Below are 22,232 nucleotides of genomic sequence, written 5' to 3'. Positions count from 1 at the left end.
CAATGTTCAGCGCTGCTTGCGTGATTCGAGGCCCGCGAACACCAGCATGCCCGCCAGCATGGCCACGCTGAACAGCACCGCCTGCCATCGCCCCGTCAGCAGCAAGGCCACGGCCGGTCCGGGACAGAGCCCGGCAATCGCCCAGCCGATACCGAACACGATGCTGCCCAGCACCAGCCGGCGGTCGATGTTGCGCCGTGTCGGCATCTGCATCGGCGCGCCGAGCAATGCGGTGTCACGCCGCCTGGCGAAGAAGAAAAACACGCTGCTCACCATCAGCGCCCCGAGCATGACCAAGGCCAACGAAGGGTCCCAGTCGCCAGCGAGGTCGAGAAAACCCAGCACCTTGGCCGGGTTTGTCATCCCGCTGAGGTACAGCCCCAGCCCGAAGATCAAGCCCGCCATCAAAGCCGTGATTTTGCGCATGCTCAAGCCCCCACTACATGACGTAGCACGTAGACGCCGGCAAAGCCGCTGCCCATGAAACAACCCACCGCCACCAGCGAGCGCACCGACAACCGTGAAAGCCCGCAGACCCCGTGCCCGCTGGTGCAGCCGGCGCCATAGCGCGTACCGATCCCCACCAACACCCCCGCCAGTACCAGCGCCACGCCACCGACCTGGAACGAGGGCTGCGGCAACGGCGCGCCGAGTAACCAGATCAGGGGCGAGGCGATCAACCCCGCGACGAACACCAGCGCCTCCCCCCGACCATCGCTACGCCTGGACAGCAGGCTGCCGAGCAGACCGCTGATACCGGCAATGCGCCCGTTGAGCAGCATGAACAGGCCGGCGGACAAACCTATCAAGGCACCGCCGAGCAGGGAGGTCCATGGGGTGAAATCGGCGGAGAGGCTCATGGTCGGGACAGCCTTCGGGGATTGGGGGAGTGCATCGATAGCACAGTTTCTGCCCGTATTGCGTGAAATGCCGGTGGTAGATGGGGCGGCTCAAGCCCTGGGGCGCAAGCACCGCTATGATTTTGCGGTGCTGCCTGCATTTCTTTCACCGCTATCTGCCTAACGCACGCATCGTCCGCCCTGAAGACCTGATCCCGGCCGGTGGCGCAGCGGGTATTGCCGCCGCCTTCAATACACCCCTGGCGGAACGCGTGGGGCCTGATGTTTCAAACGACGAAGCGACTCACCATCCTGTTAAGGTCGACCGCCAACTTTGACATTTCTCCGCACGCGCTGGCGGTTTGACTGGCGCCCGCGGAACTCTGCACGGCCAGCTCTCGAATGCTGACCAGATTACGGTCGACTTCACGCGCTACATGAGCTTGTTCTTCAGACGCAGTGGCTATCAAGGTGTTGCGCTCATTGATCTGCGTAATGGCCTTGGCGATCTGGTCCAGTGAAGTGCTGGCTTCCTGGGCGACGTCGAGGGATTGGGTCGCCAGCTCTTTGCTTTTGCTCATGGCTTCCACCGCTTCGGCTGAGTCGCTCTGCATGGCGGAGATCATCTGTTCGATCTCTTGCGTGGAAGACTGCGTTCGGTGCGCCAGCGCCCTGACCTCGTCCGCCACCACGGCAAAGCCGCGCCCTTGCTCACCGGCCCTTGCGGCTTCAATGGCTGCGTTCAGCGCCAGCAGGTTGGTCTGCTCGGCGATGGCCCTGATCACTTCGACGACTTTGTTAATGCTTTGAGCGCGCTCTGACAGCACCTGAATCTTGTCGCTCGTGGTTTCAACGTTGCCGCTCAGTTTTTGAATGGACTTCAGTGTTTGAGAGACGCGCTCCAGGCCGGTCTCAGTGAACCCCTGGGTGCGACGCGACTCTTCGGAGGCCGACTCTGCATTGCGGGCCACCTCGTCAACCGCCGCGCTCATTTCGGTTACGGCGGTGGCCGCCTGGTTGACCTCATCATTTTGTGAAACAAGGCCTCGACTGGATTCCTCCGTGACCGCCGTCATTTCTTCTGCGGCCGAGGCCAGCTGCGTGGATGAATCACTGATCTGCATGATGGTTTTGCGCAGGTTTTCCTGCATCTGGGCCAGCGCTTTTAACAGGCGTGCGGCTTCATCCTTCCCGCTGACCTGCACTTCTTTGGACAGATCACTGCCGGCAATGCGTTCGGCCACGGACAGGGCTGTACCTATCGGAGTGGTGATGCTCTTGGTCAGAAGGGTCGCCAGCGCGATAGTCAGGACTACGACACCGGCAATAAGGCCACTGATTACCCAGATGCCTTCGGCGTAAGTGGCGGTTGCGTATTGCCCAGCGGCTGTCGCGCCATTGTTGTTGTAGTCAGTCAGGGCTTTGATCTCGCCCTCCAACCGATTCGTCAACGGGCGGATGCCTGTACTCACCTGGCTTACCGCTGCAGGTATGTCAGCGCGCGCCATCAAAGGTTCGAGAATGTCCAGCTGTTTGGCATATGCATCGGCGGACGCTTTAACCACTAGATACAGGGTGCGCTCGTCGTTGCTCGCGATCAGTGGTTCATACTGGGCTACCGCATCCGCCAAGACCTTCCGGTAGCCTGCAAAGGAGGCAACGGTCGACTGAAGGGTTTTAGGGTCAGCGAGCGCGCGCTGAGTTTCAAGCCTCAGCCGCATCACGCCGGAGTTCATTAATGCTGTTTGCCTGATACTTGGCAGCCAGTTGGTTTCAATATCTTTTTCTGCATCCCGCAGTTTGCCCATCTGCACTGCGGCGACTGCGCCGAGTACAAAGACCAATACGATGATTGACGCGAAAAACATGGAAGCTCGTGGAGCTACGTTAAGGTTTCTAAGGTTCATGTGAGCTTCCTGGCTGCGAGGGGGTGCGGGTTAGTCAGGGTATCGACCTGACGTTGGGAAACTTAATCGGGCCGCTTTGGATATTCGTGCCACGTCAACGCGCCAGCTGTTACGGTGACCACTCCTGGGGCCAAGGCCGGTGAGGCACTGTGTATCCAGAGTCCATACTTCTGCCGTTGAACCGTAAGAAAGGGATTTTCATGAGAGCGTTTCTGATGGCAGGCCTGGCCTTTGCCGTGAGCGGCTGCGGCAATATTTCCAATATCCGTGCTTATTCCACGGCTTATGTTGAACCCGCCGCGGGTGATACCGCACGCTTGCGCATCATCACCAATGGCATGGCGCGTGGCGTGCCGGGCAGCGATTGCATCGACTGGCGTGTTCCCGGCGCTGGCGTGATGGCGGTGGCCGAATCCGGCTTTGCCGACCAGAATAACGGCCGCAGCCTGGGCATGCCCGAGAGCAACCGTCGGGTGGAGGCGAAAGGCCAAGCGCTGGCGCGTACCGAACTGAAGGTCCCGGCGGGTAAACCGTTCGCGATGAACTTCCAGAGTGAAGGCCACGTTTGCGCCGGCTATTCCTATAGCTGCCAACAAACCTTTCGTTTCACCCCAACGGCGCATCAGGACTATGAATTGATCCTGTTGGACAGTGGCCGGTGTCTGGTCGCGTTGCAGCGTTTGAATGCAGGGGGGAACCTGCAAATGAGGCTGTTGAGAAGGCGGGGCTTTGTAGAGCGATGGATGTCTTTTAATAGCATGCGTCTGGGAAGGGGGCGGGTAAACGAACCCACCCCCGTTCCGCGTCAAAGCCCGCTTCGTTACTTCAATTTAATGAGTGTGTTGGATCGAAAAAAACTATGAGTCAGATCTGCATTTCAAACCCAAGAACCTCCCTGCGCATTCGTTGGCTGAAAGCGCTATTGCCGTTCTCATTGCTCTTTCTGATGTTTGGCTCTGAGGCCGCCCTGGGGGCCGTGAGCGACAAAGCAGTTAGCCTTTTCGCGGCAGGGCAGTATCAGGCGACGATTGAGGAAGCGGATCGCGTGCTTGAAGCCGACCCTGCCAACTCCGAGGCGTTGAATATCAAGGCGCTGGCAGTCTCTGTGCTGGGCGATGACCGTACCGCCATCGTCCTGGTTACCCAGGCACTGGAGGCGGCTAAACAGAACGGCCAAGCCTCGACCGCGCAACAGGCGACCTACTGGAACAACCTCGGCTATCTTCACGAGCGACTACGCAATTTCGAGATTGCCCTTGGCTACTATGAAACATCCTTGAAGATGCGCCTCGCGGTACTTGGCACGGATGACCTGATAATTGCCGACAGCTACAACAACATCGGTACCGCGCAGAGCAAACTGGGCCGATATGAAGAGGCCTTCGAAAACCTGCGCAAAAATATCGCGTTGAGAAAGCGACTGCTCGGCGACAACGACGCTTCGGTAGCCGTCTCGCTGAACAACTTGGGCAATGCCTATAACCTCCAGGGCAAGTACGAGGCGGCGCTGCCGCTTTTTCAACAGGCGCTGGATATCGACATGGCCCTGCATGGTCCGCGCCATCCGACGGTCGCCATCCGCTGGAACAACCTCGGCGACGCCTATCGCGGCCTGGGCCAGTACGATAAAGCGGAAGCCTTCCTGACGATGGCGCTGAACAGTGACCAGGCAACGTTTGGCGAGCATCACCCCAAAATAATTTTGCGCCACTTCAACCTTGCGCGAGTCTACGAGGCTCAAGGCGACACCGCCAAGGCACGCGCCGCCTATACAAAGGCTCTTCAGATACTCAGGCAGGTCGACCCCGATGACTTGGCGCAAATCCGCTACTTCGAAGAAAAACTGCGAACACTGCAAGGCTAGTGTGTGCGCATCGGAGGGGCATTTTTTTCATGCGTCTCTCCCATGCCGACGCTTGCGTCAGAACCCTTGGCTGAAGCTGATGCCGCGCATAATCGAGAAACGTGGGTCGATCAGTTTCAGCGCCTGTTCGCCCTTCACCTTGGCCACGGTTACGTTGTAGGTCTTGGGCGCGTCGCAGAGAACTTCCGGTTGCGTGCGAGTTTTTCGATGGCCGGGGTTTTTGGACCAGGCAGCGATGGGTTGCTGGCGGAATGTCGACGGGCAGCATCCAGGATTTTTCCACGGCGGGGCCCATCTGCTGGGGGTTAGCGGTGGTGTTCTGGATCTTGGCGATCTCATACCCCTGGGCGTAACGAAGCCGGACGCCTGCGGTACGTACGCGGTGCGGCCAGGTGTAGGGATCTGGTTTATGAGGAAGGGGTTTTGAGCTTGCGGATGCGCCAACATCCTACGTTCAAGGATTGGCTTTCATCCGCCCCAGAATCGCCGTGCGCAGGCATTGCCAGGCGATAAACCCGATCACCAGAACCTCGGCCACGCCCAAAAATACGTTGAATGAAAACGCGACCGGCTGCTCGGCCCAGTAGAACGTCGTGTATCCCGATCTAAAACCGCTGATTCGCAGTCGCCCGCTGATCACCGCCGGCACTAATGCGACGATCTGATTCAGCTCCAGCACTGCGAGGAAAGTGCCTATCAGCGCGAGCAGGGCGCGCGCGGGGATGCCGAGTTGTTCGGTCGACTCAGCCGCCGGCACGGGGCCTTTGGTTTTGCGCTGCCTGGCGATCTTCGCCGGCGTTGGCGCCGGCCGATAGGGTGCCGGTTTAGCGACCGCCGATTCAAGGACGACCTCGCCAGGCACGGCCACGTCGAGGTAGTCGGCCAGTGTGCGCAGCCACAGGTCGGTGCGTTTGCTGCCCGGCACCACCGGAATGTTGTCGGTGGTCAACCGGTGCTCGCCGCCATCACGCATTACCAGCCACAACTGGGTGTGGATGGGCTCGGCCTGCTCGCGACGGACGCAGTTCCAGGGCGCGCGGGTTATCGATGTTGAATACAGACTTCACACGCTCTCGGCGCCCGAAAAAGTTCTGCGTGCGGCGCTTGCCTTCGCCGCCGACGCGTGACAACAACAACGACTCGCGCGAGCCCATGTACACCATCAGGGACAGGCCCAAGGCAGGCATCAGCAGCAGCGAGAGTATTAACAGGAGGGTCGACAACGGATTCAGATCAGCCAGCTGCGCTTGCCATTCGGTAAGCCAGAACCCGACGCAGGCCACCGGCAGGATGAAGGTGATTGCGCCGGTCAGCAGCATAAATGCGCTTTGCACGAGGTTGCGTGAATGGATATGCAGATCGCCGTTGGCGAGATGTTCGAAGCGGTGGCCGATTAGCATGTCGAGATCCATGGGCGCCGGGCTCAATACCGCTTCAGGGGCCGGTAGGCTGGGGTCGAGGTTGATGTCGCGCAGAATACCGTATGCAGGGCCTGCTTTCTAAGCGCATCCCATCCAGATGACAGCCTCCGTCCATGCGGTCACCGTCGGTGCCAATCCCCAGGGGATGATTTCCGCGCTCGCCGACACCCTGTCATCGTCCCCGGTGAAACAAACAGATGCCCACTGAACGTTGCTTGAGTGAGCCGGCTGTGAAATTCATCTCCAGTTCTGTGGTCTGTACAACGATCCCGTAAAGGACTGGTACCAATGCCTATTCGCCGTACTCTTTGTTTTCTGACGCTGCCGTTATTTGCCGGCTGTCAGTATTTCCCTCATTTCCATTACTTCAAAGCGCCTGAAAACGAGCCGAACCCCGCTTGGGTCAGGGTCGTGAATTTCACTCAGCATGCCGATATTTATCAATACGAGAACGGCGTGCGTTCGGGAGGCTCCGTCCGGACGGGGCCTCTTCCATTTACCCACACGCAAGACGTGGGCATGCCCAAGGCCGGGCAGAATTTGACTTCCGACTACTATGAAACACCCATAAGGCCGGGCATCGAGACGCAGGTGAGTATGTTCTGGAAGGGCTCGCGCACCGCTCGTGCTACGTCACAACTCAATTCACGCCACAGGCCGGGCGCTATTATCAATTCAGGCTGACATCCGGTTCGGGGGGGACCTGTACGTTGTATCCGTCGCTGATCGAACGCGATAACGACGGGACCGGATGGCATCTGACGCCCAATCCTGAGGTTACGTACATAGGCGAGGGGCCCACTGCCAAAATGCATTACAACAATAGCCGCTTTGAAGACCCCAACTACCACCCACCTGCGGATCTCTATCCCGGCATCGACGTTAACTGAAAGGGGGATTTCGTAGATCGAATGGGCTCGTCTGGCCGTTTTCTGCCTGTGACGACCGATTGAATTCGGCCATTTACTGCCTTTCGAGACTGGCTGAAAATGGGCAGATATGGACGCTCACCTTGTAGCAGTCCCGTCCCGAAACGGAAAACGACGCTATCGGATGCTGGTAGCGTTCTTTGAGCATCGCCTGCACCCTTCTTAGTTGTGGTATGTTTGTTTTATATTTTTGTAATAGACATAAAAATATTCATTCATATAGAGGCCGTACTATCAGATGCTCTCGCGAATAATCTTTAAAAGCGGCTCCAGCCCAAATGAACCGAGCCTAGAGCTCGATCTCTCAGCAGTTACTGTTTTTGTAGGTCCTAATAACAGCGGGAAGTCAAGGGCGCTAGTGGAGATTGAAAACTTCGCCACTAAAAGCCATCCAGGCGAAACGAAGCTAATACAAAGTATAGAGTTTTTGAAATGGACTAGTGATGAATTCAAGTCTGCTTTGAGCAAGGTTGAGGCTCCGCCGGGGCCAGGTGAGGTACATCACGCAGACCATATGTACATTTCAAGATTGAAACCGCAGAATAATGCGATTCAACGCGCATTTGTACACATTCCAACCATATTGAATGAAGCCTACAAGCGCTGGCGCGGGACATAGTAACTACCACCAGTACTTAAATTTTTTTACTCTACGCATGAATGGGCAAAACCGCCTTACACTTACCAGTGAGCAATCCGCTGGTGATTTGCAGTCTGCACCTACTAATAATCTTGCGAAACTGTTTGTAGATAACGACCTGCTAGAGGAGATTCGCCGTATAGTTTTTGATGCATTTGGTCAGTATCTAGTTATTGACCCTACAAAAATTGGCTCGTTCAGACTTCGCCTGTCACCGCGACCTCCCAGTGATGAACGAGAGGAGAAAGGTTGGGATGAGGCTTCACGGGAATTTCACGCCAATGCTGTTGAAATTTCAGAAGCAAGCGATGGAGTGAAAGCGTTCGTAGGAATGCTAAGCACTGTCATAGCAGGCGAGCCAAAGGTTTCCCTGATCGATGAGCCTGAGGCGTTCCTCCATCCCGCGTTATGTGCCCGATTAGGGAAAGAGCTTTCTAAGGCATTAGCGGACTCGAATCGACGCTTATTCGTCTCAACCCACAGTGCAGCATTTCTCATGGGCTGCGTTCAAAGCGGAGTACCCATAAATATTGTTCGACTTACATATGATTATAAGGTCTCGACCGCGCGCCTTCTTGCGATGGAGAAACTGTCCCACCTTATGAGAAACCCTTGCTGAGATCGGTTGGTGTTCTCAATGCTTTGTTTTACAATGCTGTCGTCGTAACCGAAGCCGATGCTGATCGGGCTTTCTATCAAGAAATCAATGAACGCCTTTTGCAATCTTCAGATTCGCGCGGCATTGAAGGATGCCTTTTTCTGAATGCTCAAAACAAACAAACTATTTGGGATATTGTTCATCCTTTACGTGAGCTTGGAATTCCGTGCGTGGGTATATGTGACATCGATGTTATTAAAGAGGGTGGAGTTGTTTGGCAGAAACCCATGAACGGCGCATTTGTCCCATCCTTAAGTCATGCCTCTCTGGGGTTAGAGCGTGCTAATTTGTTAAAAGCATTTAACGACACGGGCAAAGACTTTAAGCGCGAGGGCGGAATAAATGTTTTACCAGCAGAACAACAGCAGGCATGCAACGACTTTTTTTCACGCCTCGCCACTTATGGGATATTCGTAGTAGACAGAGGTGAAATTGAAAATTGGCTGCCAGATTTAGGTGTCAGTACTAATAAGAATGCTTGGTTGACCTCAATTTTCGCTGCAATGGGAGAGGATCCTACTGATAAAAACTTCGTACATCCTGGTAATGGAGATGTATGGGACTTTATGGGGAGCATCAAGAACTGGACTTCAAATCCTCAGCGACTGGGAATTCCCGCTTGACACCCACTAATTAGCTCCACAAGCCGCTGCCATTATTGTAATGGCAGCGCCAAAAACTGCTGTAAATTTTAGGCAAAGTTTTCTGAAGGTGGTAAAGAGCGCTCGCCGAATAGCATTCATATTAATATGTGCCGACCGTAATGCTTTTTTGCTAATCGACTTAACTAAGTGCCACGTTCGAAGTATTTTTTGTCCCGCCCTGGGAGTAGAGTCAATCCTAACTCAATGTCAATCTCAACCTTAGAGTAGCCGCGATCCAACGTCCGCTTTTGGCCGAGGCTACCCTTCGCGACAGGCAGAAAACGGCCAAAAGCTGTCAGTGCTTTCATCCTGAAAGGAGGCGTGTCACGCCAGATTTGTTAAATATTGAAGCTAACAATTTTTTATCTAATGTTGAAGTTCCACTACAAAAAAACCACTAGGCTCCCCAGTATAAAATGGGGACTGAGGAGCCTAATAGTTAAGTTTTACGCGCCTTTCTATAAAGGTTAACTACACTACGACGAGCTCCGGTGTGGCGCAATCCTAAACCACGTCGGTATAACTCTTGGAACCTCATAAGGTGCAGTTTCTCCATAAACAATACCGTGCCTCGTTAAAGTTTCAATTTCGGCATCGCCAATACCTATCTCAGCCAACGACTCCGTCGTGAGTGGTGCAACGATTTCCTCTGCCCGCGTCCTGAACTTTACGAAAATTGGTTTAAGCTCTGAGATCTCTTCTTCAGTTTCTCTGACTTTTGCATTGCTAGTTGGCTCGACAGAATTCTTTAAAACACCGTGGAGAAAGCAGCCGACCTGCAAAGGTTATTTCTTCTTCAGGCTCAGGCGATTGGTGGGCGGCGCTTGCTAGGAACCGCACTAAATCCCGAGGTACTAATCTTCCTCGAAGATCAGAGAGTACCGCGATTATCCACGTTGCTGTGTACGCTTCTCTAGTGCGTTTTCCAGGTATGTCATCTGGACCAAGTTTACTGCCCCAGAGCTTCTCGAGGCGAGTTGCTTTCTCAGAGGAACTTATGAGATTGAAATCGTTAGTCCACAACCCAGGCATCGCCCCCGACTGATCTGCCAGCCATGCCGCCAGTTCAAGCACGTCATCCTCGGTCCATGAAAGTGCAAAAGAATGCGTACTCACGACGGAATTGATCCAAGTTTTGTTTACTGCCGCTTCCACAGTATCTCGTCGAGCGAAAATCAAGGCACCAATTGGTCTGCGGGCTTCAGACCTGAGACGTTGTGGAGCGAGACGAGGATTGCCTCGCATTGCTTTATCTACACCTGGATCAGTAGCTGAGCTATACAGCTCTTCCAAACCCTCAAAAACTGCAATGCATGTTTTGCCCGTGGATCTGAGGAACTCTAGGAACTCACCTCCTACATTTGAGGTGTTAGCACGATACCCAGAACACCAAGCGATCAGGTCCAGCCATAGTTCGACCCACTTTTGCTCAGAGTGATCTTTACTTAATTCATCTTTAAGCCATGCCGTACTCTGATATAGAGGAGATTGGTTCGTCTAGGCCAAGTTCACTTGCCACGGCGATTCTAGCAGCATCGACTTCAGCTTGAAAATTACCGCTGGATTGAATAGAAGCACAAATCGGAAGAAGCGGAGAGTTTACTGCTCCTGTTTTATGAACAAGTTCATTAACGGCTGTATCCCAGTGTCCTTGGGAAATAAAATATCGCGCTGCTAAAGTTTTGCCGGTGCCTTTGGCGCCTTCGCTCACTGCAATGGGGACCTCAGATTGAAATCTTTGAGCTAGGGCAGCAAGTGATTGTGTTACAAGAGGCTTAGGGACCTTTCCATCGGCATTCTCAGCAGCAATCAATTGGTTGGCGAAAGTCGAGAGCAGGCGACGTGCGTCACTGGGCTCAACCTTTTTAGGGGAGCTGATGTCAAGTCTGCCTCTGCTTGAGATATTGAGTTCGGTGGTAATCCAGTGGTCAATACCTGAGCCAATTATTTTAGAGAACCGCTTCCAGTGATTTGGGAAGTGTAGGTTTCCCACTCCTTTGAGGATACTTGAATGTCTGGCAGCTCAGGAACTTCAACTTGTATGTATGGTTCAAGCTCAACTTCATCGCTGAAAATATCGGACTGCGCGGAAATATTTTTCGCCGTATCAGGTACTAGGCTAGACAGCAACTCAATCGTTAATGGTTCAATGAGTTTCTTGTCCAAACCGGCTTGTTTGAATATTGCTGGCACCCTGTTAATTACTATCAGGGGCTTGCGGAGCCAGCCGCCTTGGCGTTTAATTTCTCGCGACAGAAACCTCACCAATCCAGATGTAGCTCTGATCGACTGATCTGCAAAGAGTCGAGACAATTATCGGAGAAACGTTTGGATCCATCGCCATGGTGACGCCTAGAGGTACTAAACCCGCTCGCACATCAACTACTACGCCGCAGCAACCTAACTCTGCGGCAATTTTTGAAAGGATATCGGCTAAAGCAAAGGATGTTCGGGGGTCGAAAGATGCTCAGGACGTATGGAAGAGCTAGCAAGTTCATCAATATTTCTTCTCAAAGGAAGGACGATCAGATTCCCACTGATCGTGTGATCTTTAAGCGCTCAGCAGCGAATGCCACTGTGCCGGGCGCTCCTTCCGACTCCTCTGAGTGGGCAAAGTGTAATGATGTCCTCAAGAGAAATTTTTGGTGTGCCTGCGTAGTTCTCGAATAGGTAGCTAACTCCAGGCGCTTCGAGGTCAGCGTCCACCAGCATCACCGGCCCTTGTGAAAGTTCAGCCCATCGAAGCGAAAATGCGATCGCTGTCGTCGTTCGTCCAGTTCCACCTTTGACACTCAATGCGGCGACAACTGGAACTGGTCGATCAACTAGATTCGCAGGTCGAGCTGGTGAACTCTATAACTCCATCAACAATCCCGAAGGACTGCCTATAGTGATGCTCAGCCTCCTCTTCAATGATTTCGATACCCAGTTCATTGTGATCTAGCGGACCTTCTAGCGCTAAGGACAGAGGTTCAGATTTTAACCTAGTGGGGAATAACACCATCAGCCAACTTAGAATCTCCTGATGATCAGCACCTTTGGTGATTTCAATAATCAATCCAAACCAACCCACTCGAGCCCGGATTACAGTTAGCGGTGTGTTGCAGTCTTCAAATGAAACAGACGCAAACCGTCGAGCTACGTCCATCCATGTCATTGGAGTTTGGTCGATGGGATTCATGTGTTCCTTTTGCACCATTCAATTAATTTTAGGAGCCACTGTATAATCGTGGCCCGTTTCTCTAACTTTTTCGCCATAACGCCATGCTTGATGCAGATCGCTGATTTCGTTTCTCTGGCCATTTCTAACTAGAAAAACCTCTGGAGTGCGCGGTAAGGAGGCCGTAGGGATGTTGAGTGACTTAGTGAGTGCAACGAGATTGTGGATGAAGCTTCGCGCAGCACGGTATGGACCACGCTCCTCTCCAGTATCCTTTAGGTTATTTTTATACATGTAAGCAGCTTTGAGTGCGCATTCCGCTGCATAGAAAAGTAATAGTGCTCCAGACTCAGGGTTGTGCGGTAGTTCGCGACAACCAGAGGTGTGGAGCTCCTCAGCCCTTCGTTTCAAAGTTAAAAGTGGTGGATTGATCAAATTCCAATACCTAGAGCAGAGAATATTTCGGCGAAGAGGCCGTGTCCGTAGGCGTTACAAGGTGTCGGGAAGATAACCTTGATACGATGAAACGTCTACATGACGAGGTAGTGCTTCCTCGTGCAACGCTGTATCCAAGACCGAGCACACTTCGATGAAAATCGGAATTACGCCCGTACGGAAACCCTTACCGTCTCGCCTTGAAACGGTGACCGTCCGCTTTTTGGCCGAAAGCAGCCCCTCTCATCGCAAACCGGTCTACTATGCCTCCCCCGGCAGTGGTTCCAAGCGCTACCGACTCAACTGTTAAAGGTATCGCAATGTCCATCGAGCAAATCTCCCTCCCCAAAGGCGTTGGCCCTCACGCCACCAAGCTGCTCGACGCCATCACCGGCGCCACCACCCATGACGAGCTCAACCGCGCAGGCGGCAAGGCCGAGGGTTTTGTGTTGGGGCTTGAATCCACCAAGGCCATCAAAAGCCAGATCGCCGAGTCGTTGTATGTGGCCTACGACGACGCGGCGGCCCATCGGGCGAGTGAGTTGAAGGGCTGATGATCAGCCGGGGCAGGGCGCTTCGCGGTCGAGGAGTCTGGCGGTGAGGAGTACGCCCAGTTCGCTCAGTTGGTGGATGGCCAGGGCGATGTCGCGGTGTTTGCCGTTGAGGTCTTCGCACAGGTCGAGCAGCAGGGTGCTGACGCTGGTGAAGGTTTCGTAGCTGTTGGTGATGAGGGTTTCGTTGCTGGCGTTGGGTGCGACGCTGAAAAGTGCGGCTGAATCTGGTGCGGCCTTATACATGTTTGAATTCCGTCTAGGGCCGCCATCCTTTAGCTACTAAACAAAAGGGTGGCAGCTGTGCGCAGGTTAGTAGACCGGGGAATCCAAACGAAAGCCGGCGCGCCCGAAGGCGCCCTGCGCACAGCCACCATCAAGTACAGACTGGAATGTCTGGTTGATAACGCTTGTGCACTTTTGTCTGGATAAACCGTCAGGCTACTAAACCCGATCCCCGAGATGTCGGCGACCGAGCCACCTTAGAGACGGCTACCCAGGTGCACAAGTCGGCGGATTCTGACGCACGCGTAGGCAATGCAGCAAGTTGGAGTCGCTCGATTTTCGCTTGTGAGAACGTGTACAGTCGGCTCCTGGACAAGGACTGCTTACCAAGGACGCACCATGACATTGACCGTCGACACCTTCCTCGAACTGGCCATGGCCAACCCCATCAACGCCGAAATCACCGCGCGTCTACCCGACCTCGGTGTGGACCAGTGCATGCTCACGGCGGGTTGTCTGTTCCAGGCGGTGTGGAATCACCAGATGAAGCTACCGGCCGATCAGGGGGTGAAAGACTACGACGTCTTTTACTTCGATACGGACCTGTCCTACGAGGCGGAGGACGCGGTGATTCGCCGGGCTGACGGCTTGTTCAAGGACCTGGGCGTGAATGTGGAGGTCAAGAACCAGGCGCGGGTGCACCTTTGGTATGGGCAGCGCTTCGGTCGGCCTTACCCACAATTGCAATCGGCCCGGCAGGGGGTGGATCGTTACCTGGTGGCGGGGACGTGCATCGCGTTGGATATCGCCAGCGGTGAGGTGTACGCCCCGTATGGGCTGGCGGATGTGGAGCAAGGGGTGTTGCGGATCAACCCGTTGCATCCGGAGCAGGCGCTGTTTGCTGAGAAGGCCAGGAGTTATCAGGCGCGGTGGCCTTGGCTCACGATTGTGGAGCCGTCGGCCGGGCAATAGGGCTTTAGTGAGAGGGCGATGCAGGTGCCTTGGCCAGGCAAGGAGACTGAGGCGATCCCATCGCAGCCTCGCTGGGGCTCGACAGCTCCCACCGGTTAATCCCGTGGTGCCAGCGGCTTTTTATCCGGCAGTGAGGCTGAGCAGCCATCCCAGCCCAGCGCTTGCCGCCACCACCAGCCACGGCGGCAACTTCCAGGCCATCAACGCCACCAGCGCGAGCACGGCCAAACCGAGGTCGTAGACGCTGAAAATCGCGCTGGTCCACACCGGGCGATACAGCGCGGCCAACAGCAGGCCCACCACGCCGGCATTCACGCCGGTCAGGGCGGCTTGGGTGCGTGGGCTGCGGCGCAGGGTTTCCCAAAAGGCAGGGCGCCGAACACCAGCAGGAACGATGGGGCGAAGATGGCGGGCAGGCGAATCAGGCCGCCCAGCCAGCCGTTCGGGTCAGGTTGCATGGCGGCGCCGAGGAAAGCCGCGAACGTGAACAGAGGGCCGGGCACGGCTTGGGCGGCGCCGTAGCCGGCGAGGAACAGGTCGTTGCTGATCCACTGCGGCGGCACCACTTCGGCTTGCAGCAGCGGCAGCACCACGTGGCCGCCGCCGAACACCAATGCACCGGCGCGGTAGAAGGCGTCTACCAGCGCCAGGCCTTGGTTGGGCAGGTTTTGCGCCAGCAGCGGCAAGGCCATCAGCAACAGCGCAAACAGCAGTAGCCACAGGGCGCCGGTGCGACGGCGGATGGGCATGGGCAGCGCTTCGTGTTCGGCGTTCGGCGTGGGTTTTAAAAGCAGCAGGCCGATCATGCCGGTGACCACAATCACGCCCACCTGGCCCCAGGCGGAAGGCTCGAGCAAGGCCACGCCACCGGCGATCAGCATCAGCATGAGGCGGGCCGCGCCCTGGCACAGATTGCGCGCCATGCCCCACACGGCTTGGGCGACCACGGCCACAGCGACCACTTTAAGGCCGTGCAGCACGCCGGGCGGCAGGGCGCTGCTGTGGTGCGCAATGCCCAGGGCGAACAGCACCAGCAGCACGGCGGATGGCAAGGTGAACCCGGCCCAGGCGGCCACGGCACCGCCATAACCCGCCCGCGACAGGCCCAGAGCGATGCCGACCTGACTGCTGGCGGGGCCGGGCAGGTTGGCACAGCGCGACCAGGTCGGCATAGCTGCGCTCACTGAGCCAGCGCCGCCGCGTCACGAACTCGGCGCGAAAATAGCCGAGGTGGGCGATGGGGCCGCCGAACGAGGTGAGGCCCAGGCGCAGGAAGATCAGGAACACCGACCAGGGGCTGTTGGAGCAATCGGCGCGGGTGTTGGTCACGGTTGGGGTCTCTGGTGGTGCTCAAAAAAGGTGGAAGAGTGCCATTTTTGCCGCCGTTATTGAATTTATTCGCGGTAGTTCGAGTCACTCAAGCATAGCGTTGCTTTCTACCCTCCAGCTCAAGGACCGACCATGACCTTCTTCATCTTCCTGCTCGCCTGCGCCGCCGCCGCCAGCACCGGCATTATCTTCAAGCCCGGCGCCTGGTACGAATCCCTGGTCAAGCCCAGCTTCACCCCGCCCAATTGGCTGTTCCCGGTCGCGTGGACCATCATCTACCTGCTGCTGGCCTGGGCCGGTTATCGTCTGAGCCTGATACCGGGCAGCGAAATGGTGTTGGCGCTGTGGGCCGCACAAATCGCCTTGAACACCTTGTGGACGCCGGTGTTCTTCGGTGCCCATCGCCTGCTCGCCGGCATGGTGGTTATCGTGCTGCTATGGCTCACCGTGGCGGCGATGGTGGTATTGGCGGTGCGCCTGGACCTGATCACCGGCTTGATCCTGTTCCCGTACCTGGCGTGGCTCTGCGTGGCGGCGGCGCTGAATTTCTCGATCTTGCGCAATAACCGCTGATGGCTCACAAACTCTGGCCTGCGAGCGAGGCTGAACTGGCCCAAATGCGCCGCTTCAATCAAAAGCTCGCGTGGATGCCGCGCTTTAAAATCCGCAACCGCGTCACACCGCGTCTGATCCAGGCGCTGTTGCGTGCAAGCCAAACGTTCAAGCAGGCGCCCGTGGTCGAATGCAAAGTGGTGGCGGGCGTGCCCGTGCGCATCCTGCGCCCGAGCGGCCCGCCCAAGGGGGTGGTACTGGATATTCACGGCGGCGGTTGGGTGATCGGCAATGCGCAGATGGACGACGACCTCAACCTCGGCATGGTCAACGCGTGCGACGTGGCGGTGGTGTCGGTGGATTATCGGCTGGCGGTGGATACGCCGGTTGAAGGGCTGTTGGAGGACTGCCTGGCGGCGGCGCATTGGTTGCTCGCCGAGGAAGAGTTTGCGCATTTGCCGGTGGTCTTCGTCGGCGAATCGGCCGGCGGGCATCTGGCGGCGGCGACGTTGCTGGTGTTCAAACAATGGCCAGAGTTGCTCAAACGGGTAAGCGGTGCGGTGTTGTATTACGGCGTTTACGATTTGACTGGCACACCGAGCGTGCGCCAGGCCGGGCCGAGCACGTTATTGCTGGACGGGCCGGGGATGGTCGAGGCGTTGCGCTTGCTCACGCCGGGATTAAGTGATGAACAGCGCAGGCAACCGCCGTTGTCGCCGTTGTATGGCGACTTTGAAGGTATGCCGCCAGCGTTGATGTTCGTGGGCGAGTTGGACCCGCTCAGGGACGACACGTTGCTCATTGCTGAACGATGGCCGCAGGCCGAGGCCCATCTGCTGCCGGAGTCGGCGCACGGGTTCATTCATTTTCCGGTGGCGATGGCGGATGAGGTGTTGGGGTATGGCCGAAGGTGGATCACGAAACGTATCAATGGCGAACAATAAAGCCGTTCGCCACAACGGCTGATCGGCATGATTTAAAAGGCTAGGCAGGCGGAAAGTCCTTATAGCACTTTGGCAGGTATCCCCAGATTCTCAGCACACATATCCACCCATTTTTCAGGCCGCCATTAGTGAAGTTTGGCCAGACGTGACGGTCGGCGGGCGCATGGTGGGCTGTTTGTTGTGGGTTTCCCAGCGCTGATCTTTGCTGCCCGACGGCATGGTCGCTCAGTTAGAGCGCAACCGCAGTATTTGCGCCCCATCAAACGGGTCCGTCAGGTAGTGCCCCTGCACGCCGAACGTGTCCTGCAGGCGTTGCGGTGTGAGTACATCCATCGGCTTGCCCAGCGCCACCAATCGCCCGCGATCCAGCACGGCCAACCGATCACAGGTCAGTGCCTGGTTGAGATCGTGCAGCGCAATCAATGTCGTCACCGGCAGCGCCTGGACGCCTTTCAAAATCGCCAGTTGATGCTGGATATCCAGATGGTTGGTCGGCTCATCCAGCAACAGAATCTGTGGCCGTTGCGCCAGGGCACGGGCGATGTGCACGCGTTGGCGCTCGCCGCCGGAGAGGCTGCGCCAGGCGCGTTGGCTCAGGTGGGTGGCGTCCACGTCGTGCAGGGCCTGGCGCACGATTGTGTCGTGGTCGTGTGACCATGGGCTCAGCGCCGACAGCCAGGGTGTGCGGCCCAGCGCCACGGCGTCGAACACGCGGATCGCGTCGTCGGTGTCGGCCTGCTGCTCCACCACCGCCAACTGTTGCGCGATGGTGCGGCGCGAGAGGTCGCCCAGGCGTTGGCCGCCCAGTCGCACCTCGCCGCTGGCGGGCGTACGCAAGCCCGCCAGCAGTTTGAGCAGGGTGGATTTGCCGGAACCGTTCGGGCCGACGATGCCCAAGGTTTCACCCAGGTTTACCTCCAGGTGAATCTCGCGCAGCAACTCGGCCTCGCGCACCTTGAAGCCCAGGCCCGTGCAACTGAGCACTGTCATCGGGCATTCCTCCGGCCGATCAGGATCAGCGCAAACACCGGCGCGCCGACCAGCGCCGTGACCACGCCCACCGGGATCACCTGGCCCTTGATCAAGGTGCGCGATAGCACATCGGCCGCGATCAGGAACAAGGCGCCGCCCAACGCACTGGCCGGCAGCAGTCGCGAGTGCCCGGTGCCGAGCAACAAGCGCACGGCGTGGGGGATCACCAGGCCGACAAAGCCAATGGAGCCGACAATCGACACCATCACCGCGGTGACCAGCGCGGCGCAGCCCACCAGCACAAACTGTACGCGGCGCACCGCAATGCCGAGGGACGCCGCCGAGTCGCTGCCGAAGGTAAACGCATCCAGCGCACGCCGGTGCCACAGGCGCACGGCCAAGCCCGCCACGGCGACCGGCACCGCCAGCCACACCGACGGCCAGCGCACGCCGCTGAGGTTGCCGAGCAGCCAGAACAGGATGCCGCGCGCCTGTTCCGAGCTGGCGGACTTGGTGATCAGGAATGCGGTGAGCGCATTGAACAGCTGCGAGCCGGCGATGCCCGCGAGGATGATCTGCCCGGTGCCGCTCATGGAGCCACTGGCCCGCGCCAATAAAATCACCAGGGCGAATGCCGCCATGGCCCCGACAAACGCGCCGGCCGACAGCGAAACCAAGCCGCCGCCCACGCCCATCAACGCCACCAGCACCGCGCCGGTCGAGGCGCCGGCGCTGATGCCCAACAAGTACGGGTCGGCCAACGGGTTACGCAACAACGATTGCAGAATCACCCCGCAGGTGGCCAGCCCGGCGCCGCAGGCGGCGGCGACCAGGGTGCGCGTGAGGCGGTAGTTCCACACCACGCCTTCGTCGATGGGGTCCAGCAGGTAGCCGGCGTTCCACAGTTTATTGGCGAGCACCTGCAACACCACCTGCGGTTCGATGGCGGTTTCGCCGATGGCCACGCCGGCGAGGACGGCGGCCAGCAGCAGCGCGAGGGCGAGTAGGGTACGGATCATTTGGGCAGGTTGTAGCCGTCGATGGCCGCGGCCAGTTGTTCAAGGCCATCAAAGGTGCGCAGGCTTGCCTGCAGCGCCAGGGCATCGAGGATGATGATGCGGTTGTTTTTTACCGCGTCCATGTTGCGCGTGACCGGGTCGCTGCGCAGGAAGGCGAGTTTCTTTTCATGGTCGTCGGCGGGGTAGCGGCGGCGGTCCATGCGGGCGATCACCAGGAAGGTCGGGTTGGCTTTGGCGAGGGTCTCCCAGCCGACGGCGGGCCACTCTTCATCGGACTGCACCACGTTGTGCAAACCGAGGGTTTCCAACATGAATTCGGGAACGCCCTTGTGCCCGGCCACATAAGGGTCGCTGGCCATCTCGGCGCTGGAGAACCAGACCAGTGCGCTGGCGTGTTTCAAGCCCTTGCCTTGCGCGGTGGCGACGGATTTGGCCAGGCGCGCTTTGAGTTCGTCGTTCAGTTGTTGGCCGCGATCCTGCACGTCGAAGATCTGCGCCAGTTGGTGGATGCTTTTGTAGATCGTCTCGATGCGGAACGGCTCCAGCCGCGTGCCGTCGGCGCCGACCAGGTTGTCTTTGCCTTCACAGTCGGAGGGCAGCAGGTAGGTGGGGATTTGCAATTCATGGAACTGCTCGCGCGTGCCCACCACCCCTTGCGCGCCGACCACCCATTCCAGCTCGGCCGCCACCAGTTGCGGGCGCTTGGCGATCACCGCTTCAAAGCTCGGCTCGTTGTTGGCCAGGCGGTCGATGCCGTCGTTCTGCGCCTTGAACGGCGCCAACACGCTGTTGAACCACAGCGAGGTGCCGACCACTTTGTCACCCACGCCCAGGGCGTAGAGCATTTCGGTGGCGGCCTGGCCGATGGTCACGCTGCGCTCGGGGGCGTGCTGGAAGGTCACGGTGCTGCCGCAGTTTTCGACCGCCAGCGGGTAATGAGTGGGCGCCGCTTGGGCCAGGGCACATAAGCCCAGCCCGGCGATCAGGGCGGTAACGCGTGGCAGCATGGGGCAATCTCCGTGTGAACCGTACGTGCAGCAGGGGCGTTACGGCTCGGAAATACGCCCTCGAACGCTGCCGCTCGGGCAGGCGAGGATGTCCTTCCCGGACACCCCGCCGGTGAGTGATGTTGCTGGGCCGGCAGGTCTCCTGACTGATGCGTCGTCGCCTCGCTCCGGCCTTCCCGGACGGTGTCCAGTGGCATGAAGGAGCAGGCTCGGCATCTACAGTTGCGGGGGCAGTTTCGATTGGCGCCGCGTGCGGCGTTTCGAATTCCCTATTAGTCCCGTTTGGGAACCGGCGCGGTATGGTAGTCCATCTTGGGCGCTGGGTGGAGGTACAATTCGGGTCCGTCCATAACCAACCCAAGGAAGGCCATGTTGATACGTCTGGGAATAGTGCCACTGTTGTTTTGCATGAGCGCACACGCCGCTGACCCTGCGCTCGCCCGCTACACCGACGCGATCGGCGACAGGGCCCGCGCCATCGCCCAGTTGGATGACGCAACCATTCTTGCCGAGGAAGCCAAACTGGCGCCCATCGCCAGTGACCTGTTGCGCAAGGTCGCGCCGCTGATCCGCAAGGGCGGCACCGGCACTGCGGTCCAGGAATTTTTACTCGACCAGTACGCACAGCACGGCTGGCTGCCGATGATGTTCGGTTATCGCGGCTACCCGGCAGCGGTGGCGGTGTCGGTGAATAACCAGGTGAGCGCCGCGCCGCCCACCGATGTGCCGTTCCCGGACGCGGCGCTGGTAAAAGTGGAGTTGATCGCGGCATCGGCGCAGGCCCATGTTGCTCAGGTCTGGACGTTTGCCACACCCAATGCCACCCCGGCGCAACGCCAATTGCTGATGACTGCGCGCCGTGCGCTGGCCAACGGAGTCGCCCACGTTCAGGGCGGCGAGCGGCTGGCCAATGTGGGGGCGGCGATACAACAGGAACTGGACGCGGGCCATGCCGTCGCGGTGCGTGAGTTTGCGGGCTATGCCATGGGGCAGGCGCGCATACAAAAGCCGCAAGTGCTCGGTTACAAGGTCGAGGGTGACAGCCCGTTGATGCAACCCGGGCAAGTGCTCAACGTGTATGTGATCGCCAAGGCGGGCACCGTTGGTGTGAGGTATCAGCCACCGGACTTTTGGAGCCTGCTCTCCACGGACGGTGCCGACGGCGTGATGTTGTCGGCGATGGTCGAGGTGACGGCAGATGGGCACCGGCTGCTTAGCCGGATGCTGGATTGATGCGCTGTACCGCCCTGCGAATGCTTGGGCGATGGGGTGATACGCAGTGATGGCTCAATGATATTATTTGCCGCGCCCTTTCGATTCGCCCCCAGGCACTGGATGCCCACACCCGCAGCCAGTTAAACGCACGCCTGACTGACCGCACCGCGGCCTATATCACAACCAGCAATCAGTCGTTCCGGGCGGCCACGGACGCCCACATTAACCGCATGGCCTTGATGGATCGCCAATACGATGTCTGCGCACGCCACCCGGATTGCTGGGATGCACCAGTCAAGCACTAGCCTCGATACGTCATACACAGGGAGTCAGTCATGAATGCTGATCAATGGATTGTTTTGTTCGAGCGGGCCTTTCGTGAAATGGGCGATAAACTCGAACAGGTGTTGCAACTGAACAGTTGCCGCGAGCACTGGATTCAGGCCGAAATCAGCTTGTATGCCTGGTTCAAGAATGACATCAGCCTCTGGACCGATTTGCCGATTGGCGAGCGGCGCAAAGCCGACCTGTATGCCCTGGACGACAGTGGCTCAACGAGCATGGTTGCTGAAATCAAGTGTCTGGGCGACATATCCCAAGCCAAGTGCCTGGAGGGCAATTGGTCAGTGAGGGGCTGATGTTGAGCGGTTGCGCTCATTCGAATGCCCGGTCCGGTTGTTTGTGCTGGTGATTGCCAAAGGTGAGCGCGAGACCAACACCGGACGACGCCTTCGCGGGGATGAGTGGGTAGATGGGCGTGACTGCGTCAACGTAGACCTGGGGTTTGCCTTGATCCGCCTGTGGGCGCTTTGACGCAGCTGCTTTCCTGTCGGGCATGCGACTGGCTTACTGCGCGAGCAACGGCTGGAAGCAAGTAAGGGCATGCTGCAAAAGCAGTGGGGGAAGTGACGGTCGATTGGTCGAAAAGCACCGCAGGTCAAAGGTGGGA

The 22,232-nt window shown here is 57.8% G+C and carries 23 protein-coding genes, 3 pseudogenes and 1 riboswitch; of the genes and pseudogenes, 13 read left to right on the top strand and 13 right to left on the bottom strand.

Annotation, left to right across the window (positions count from 1 at the left end; translation table 11 throughout):
* Nucleotides 1–6 precede the first annotated feature (6 nt).
* Together AB4O25_RS09480 and AB4O25_RS09475 are read right to left on the bottom strand one after the other, a co-directional pair.
* On the bottom strand, nucleotides 7–426 hold the full coding sequence (locus AB4O25_RS09480) for a DUF6691 family protein (protein WP_017527797.1): 420 nt from the start codon (nucleotides 424–426) through the stop codon (nucleotides 7–9).
* A 2-nt stretch (nucleotides 427–428) separates the two neighbouring features.
* Nucleotides 429–860 (bottom strand): YeeE/YedE family protein, encoded by a 432-nt coding sequence (locus AB4O25_RS09475; protein WP_017527798.1) that lies wholly within the window; start codon nucleotides 858–860, stop codon nucleotides 429–431.
* Nucleotides 861–994: 134 nt separating this feature from the next.
* Here AB4O25_RS09475 and AB4O25_RS09470 point away from each other — a divergent pair.
* A pseudogene (locus AB4O25_RS09470) lies at nucleotides 995–1,105 on the top strand (chloride channel protein); the annotation flags it as partial.
* 21 nt (nucleotides 1,106–1,126) lie between these two features.
* Here AB4O25_RS09470 and AB4O25_RS09465 read toward each other — a convergent pair.
* Nucleotides 1,127–2,707 (bottom strand): methyl-accepting chemotaxis protein, encoded by a 1,581-nt coding sequence (locus AB4O25_RS09465; protein ID WP_460150956.1) that lies wholly within the window; start codon nucleotides 2,705–2,707, stop codon nucleotides 1,127–1,129.
* Between the two features lie 239 nt (nucleotides 2,708–2,946).
* On the opposite strand from AB4O25_RS09465, the gene AB4O25_RS09460 reads away from it, so the two are divergent.
* Nucleotides 2,947–3,609: a hypothetical protein gene (locus tag AB4O25_RS09460; RefSeq protein WP_460150801.1), complete on the top strand. Its 663-nt coding sequence runs from the start codon at nucleotides 2,947–2,949 to the stop codon at nucleotides 3,607–3,609.
* Nucleotides 3,606–4,610 (top strand): tetratricopeptide repeat protein, encoded by a 1,005-nt coding sequence (locus AB4O25_RS09455; protein WP_460150800.1) that lies wholly within the window; start codon nucleotides 3,606–3,608, stop codon nucleotides 4,608–4,610. The genes AB4O25_RS09460 and AB4O25_RS09455 overlap by 4 nt, the downstream gene beginning before the upstream one ends.
* A 454-nt stretch (nucleotides 4,611–5,064) precedes the next feature.
* Here AB4O25_RS09455 and AB4O25_RS09450 read toward each other — a convergent pair.
* A pseudogene (locus AB4O25_RS09450) lies at nucleotides 5,065–6,010 on the bottom strand (hypothetical protein).
* Between the two features lie 309 nt (nucleotides 6,011–6,319).
* On the opposite strand from AB4O25_RS09450, the gene AB4O25_RS09445 reads away from it, so the two are divergent.
* From AB4O25_RS09445 to AB4O25_RS09435, 3 genes are all read left to right on the top strand, one after another.
* Complete coding sequence (locus AB4O25_RS09445) at nucleotides 6,320–6,715, top strand: hypothetical protein (RefSeq protein WP_460150799.1); 396 nt, start codon at nucleotides 6,320–6,322, stop codon at nucleotides 6,713–6,715.
* Between the two features lie 832 nt (nucleotides 6,716–7,547).
* Complete coding sequence (locus AB4O25_RS09440; protein ID WP_460150798.1) at nucleotides 7,548–8,219, top strand: AAA family ATPase; 672 nt, start codon at nucleotides 7,548–7,550, stop codon at nucleotides 8,217–8,219.
* Nucleotides 8,213–8,881, top strand: a complete 669-nt coding sequence (locus tag AB4O25_RS09435) for a TOPRIM nucleotidyl transferase/hydrolase domain-containing protein (RefSeq protein WP_460150797.1) — start codon at nucleotides 8,213–8,215, stop codon at nucleotides 8,879–8,881. The genes AB4O25_RS09440 and AB4O25_RS09435 overlap by 7 nt, the downstream gene beginning before the upstream one ends.
* Before the next feature lie 1,477 nt (nucleotides 8,882–10,358).
* Here the strand turns inward: AB4O25_RS09435 and AB4O25_RS09430 are convergent.
* From AB4O25_RS09430 to AB4O25_RS09415, 4 genes are all read right to left on the bottom strand, one after another.
* Complete coding sequence (locus AB4O25_RS09430) at nucleotides 10,359–10,613, bottom strand: hypothetical protein (protein ID WP_460150796.1); 255 nt, start codon at nucleotides 10,611–10,613, stop codon at nucleotides 10,359–10,361.
* 233 nt (nucleotides 10,614–10,846) lie between these two features.
* Nucleotides 10,847–11,068: a hypothetical protein gene (locus AB4O25_RS09425; protein ID WP_460150795.1), complete on the bottom strand. Its 222-nt coding sequence runs from the start codon at nucleotides 11,066–11,068 to the stop codon at nucleotides 10,847–10,849.
* Nucleotides 11,069–11,723: 655 nt separating this feature from the next.
* On the bottom strand, nucleotides 11,724–12,083 hold the full coding sequence (locus tag AB4O25_RS09420) for a hypothetical protein (RefSeq protein WP_460150794.1): 360 nt from the start codon (nucleotides 12,081–12,083) through the stop codon (nucleotides 11,724–11,726).
* An 18-nt stretch (nucleotides 12,084–12,101) separates the two neighbouring features.
* Nucleotides 12,102–12,497, bottom strand: a complete 396-nt coding sequence (locus AB4O25_RS09415; RefSeq protein ID WP_460150793.1) for a hypothetical protein — start codon at nucleotides 12,495–12,497, stop codon at nucleotides 12,102–12,104.
* 320 nt (nucleotides 12,498–12,817) lie between these two features.
* On the opposite strand from AB4O25_RS09415, the gene AB4O25_RS09410 reads away from it, so the two are divergent.
* Complete coding sequence (locus tag AB4O25_RS09410) at nucleotides 12,818–13,051, top strand: hypothetical protein (protein WP_460150792.1); 234 nt, start codon at nucleotides 12,818–12,820, stop codon at nucleotides 13,049–13,051.
* Between the two features lie 3 nt (nucleotides 13,052–13,054).
* On the opposite strand, the gene AB4O25_RS09405 is transcribed toward AB4O25_RS09410, so the two are convergent.
* Nucleotides 13,055–13,294, bottom strand: a complete 240-nt coding sequence (locus AB4O25_RS09405) for a DUF6124 family protein (protein ID WP_017527807.1) — start codon at nucleotides 13,292–13,294, stop codon at nucleotides 13,055–13,057.
* 378 nt (nucleotides 13,295–13,672) lie between these two features.
* On the opposite strand from AB4O25_RS09405, the gene AB4O25_RS09400 reads away from it, so the two are divergent.
* Entirely contained in the window at nucleotides 13,673–14,245 is a 573-nt protein-coding gene (locus AB4O25_RS09400) for a nucleotidyltransferase family protein (protein ID WP_135196135.1), read from the top strand.
* A gap of 120 nt (nucleotides 14,246–14,365) precedes the next feature.
* Here the strand turns inward: AB4O25_RS09400 and chrA are convergent.
* A pseudogene (chrA, locus tag AB4O25_RS09395) lies at nucleotides 14,366–15,574 on the bottom strand (chromate efflux transporter).
* A gap of 132 nt (nucleotides 15,575–15,706) precedes the next feature.
* Here chrA and tspO point away from each other — a divergent pair.
* Both tspO and AB4O25_RS09385 read left to right on the top strand, forming a co-directional pair.
* Nucleotides 15,707–16,147: a tryptophan-rich sensory protein TspO gene (gene tspO, locus AB4O25_RS09390; RefSeq protein WP_017527810.1), complete on the top strand. Its 441-nt coding sequence runs from the start codon at nucleotides 15,707–15,709 to the stop codon at nucleotides 16,145–16,147.
* Entirely contained in the window at nucleotides 16,147–17,070 is a 924-nt protein-coding gene (locus AB4O25_RS09385) for an alpha/beta hydrolase (protein WP_460150791.1), read from the top strand. Before tspO ends, AB4O25_RS09385 begins: the two co-directional genes overlap by 1 nt.
* A gap of 225 nt (nucleotides 17,071–17,295) precedes the next feature.
* On the opposite strand, the gene AB4O25_RS09380 is transcribed toward AB4O25_RS09385, so the two are convergent.
* Genes AB4O25_RS09380 through AB4O25_RS09370 form a run of 3 tightly spaced genes read right to left on the bottom strand, consistent with a single transcriptional unit; the run spans nucleotide 17,296 to nucleotide 20,068 of the window.
* A complete protein-coding gene (locus AB4O25_RS09380; protein ID WP_116077710.1) occupies nucleotides 17,296–18,060 on the bottom strand; it encodes an ABC transporter ATP-binding protein in 765 nt (254 codons plus the stop codon).
* Nucleotides 18,057–19,061 carry a FecCD family ABC transporter permease gene (locus tag AB4O25_RS09375; protein WP_460150790.1) on the bottom strand — a complete coding sequence of 335 codons (1,005 nt, stop codon included), beginning with the start codon at nucleotides 19,059–19,061 and terminating at the stop codon, nucleotides 18,057–18,059. Before AB4O25_RS09375 ends, AB4O25_RS09380 begins: the two co-directional genes overlap by 4 nt.
* On the bottom strand, nucleotides 19,058–20,068 hold the full coding sequence (locus AB4O25_RS09370; protein ID WP_017527815.1) for an ABC transporter substrate-binding protein: 1,011 nt from the start codon (nucleotides 20,066–20,068) through the stop codon (nucleotides 19,058–19,060). The genes AB4O25_RS09375 and AB4O25_RS09370 overlap by 4 nt, the downstream gene beginning before the upstream one ends.
* A gap of 115 nt (nucleotides 20,069–20,183) precedes the next feature.
* Nucleotides 20,184–20,377, bottom strand: a riboswitch (cobalamin riboswitch).
* A gap of 60 nt (nucleotides 20,378–20,437) precedes the next feature.
* Here AB4O25_RS09370 and AB4O25_RS09365 point away from each other — a divergent pair.
* The 3 genes from AB4O25_RS09365 to AB4O25_RS09355 all read left to right on the top strand — a co-directional run bounded on the left by AB4O25_RS09365 (nucleotide 20,438) and on the right by AB4O25_RS09355 (nucleotide 22,096).
* Nucleotides 20,438–21,301, top strand: a complete 864-nt coding sequence (locus tag AB4O25_RS09365; RefSeq protein WP_223271395.1) for a M24 family metallopeptidase — start codon at nucleotides 20,438–20,440, stop codon at nucleotides 21,299–21,301.
* A gap of 317 nt (nucleotides 21,302–21,618) precedes the next feature.
* A complete protein-coding gene (locus tag AB4O25_RS09360; RefSeq protein ID WP_460150789.1) occupies nucleotides 21,619–21,921 on the top strand; it encodes a hypothetical protein in 303 nt (100 codons plus the stop codon).
* A gap of 10 nt (nucleotides 21,922–21,931) precedes the next feature.
* Complete coding sequence (locus tag AB4O25_RS09355) at nucleotides 21,932–22,096, top strand: hypothetical protein (protein WP_460150788.1); 165 nt, start codon at nucleotides 21,932–21,934, stop codon at nucleotides 22,094–22,096.
* The last annotated feature ends 136 nt before the right edge of the window (nucleotides 22,097–22,232 follow it).

This window comes from Pseudomonas sp. S3_A03, from assembly GCF_054668275.1.
Note: the sequence above shows the minus strand (reverse complement) of the source record. Positions and strands in the feature narration are given on the sequence as shown.

Coding starts and splice junctions, on each gene's coding strand:
- AB4O25_RS09480 (WP_017527797.1), bottom strand. CDS start 426: ATGCGCAAAATCACGGCTTTGATGGCGGGCTTGATCTTCGGGCTGGGG.
- AB4O25_RS09475 (WP_017527798.1), bottom strand. CDS start 860: ATGAGCCTCTCCGCCGATTTCACCCCATGGACCTCCCTGCTCGGCGGT.
- AB4O25_RS09465 (WP_460150956.1), bottom strand. CDS start 2,707: ATGTTTTTCGCGTCAATCATCGTATTGGTCTTTGTACTCGGCGCAGTC.
- AB4O25_RS09460 (WP_460150801.1), top strand. CDS start 2,947: ATGAGAGCGTTTCTGATGGCAGGCCTGGCCTTTGCCGTGAGCGGCTGC.
- AB4O25_RS09455 (WP_460150800.1), top strand. CDS start 3,606: ATGAGTCAGATCTGCATTTCAAACCCAAGAACCTCCCTGCGCATTCGT.
- AB4O25_RS09445 (WP_460150799.1), top strand. CDS start 6,320: ATGCCTATTCGCCGTACTCTTTGTTTTCTGACGCTGCCGTTATTTGCC.
- AB4O25_RS09440 (WP_460150798.1), top strand. CDS start 7,548: ATGAAGCCTACAAGCGCTGGCGCGGGACATAGTAACTACCACCAGTAC.
- AB4O25_RS09420 (WP_460150794.1), bottom strand. CDS start 12,083: ATGAATCCCATCGACCAAACTCCAATGACATGGATGGACGTAGCTCGA.
- AB4O25_RS09410 (WP_460150792.1), top strand. CDS start 12,818: ATGTCCATCGAGCAAATCTCCCTCCCCAAAGGCGTTGGCCCTCACGCC.
- AB4O25_RS09405 (WP_017527807.1), bottom strand. CDS start 13,294: ATGTATAAGGCCGCACCAGATTCAGCCGCACTTTTCAGCGTCGCACCC.
- AB4O25_RS09400 (WP_135196135.1), top strand. CDS start 13,673: ATGACATTGACCGTCGACACCTTCCTCGAACTGGCCATGGCCAACCCC.
- tspO (WP_017527810.1), top strand. CDS start 15,707: ATGACCTTCTTCATCTTCCTGCTCGCCTGCGCCGCCGCCGCCAGCACC.
- AB4O25_RS09385 (WP_460150791.1), top strand. CDS start 16,147: ATGGCTCACAAACTCTGGCCTGCGAGCGAGGCTGAACTGGCCCAAATG.
- AB4O25_RS09380 (WP_116077710.1), bottom strand. CDS start 18,060: ATGACAGTGCTCAGTTGCACGGGCCTGGGCTTCAAGGTGCGCGAGGCC.
- AB4O25_RS09375 (WP_460150790.1), bottom strand. CDS start 19,061: ATGATCCGTACCCTACTCGCCCTCGCGCTGCTGCTGGCCGCCGTCCTC.
- AB4O25_RS09370 (WP_017527815.1), bottom strand. CDS start 20,068: ATGCTGCCACGCGTTACCGCCCTGATCGCCGGGCTGGGCTTATGTGCC.
- AB4O25_RS09365 (WP_223271395.1), top strand. CDS start 20,438: ATGTTGATACGTCTGGGAATAGTGCCACTGTTGTTTTGCATGAGCGCA.
- AB4O25_RS09360 (WP_460150789.1), top strand. CDS start 21,619: ATGAATGCTGATCAATGGATTGTTTTGTTCGAGCGGGCCTTTCGTGAA.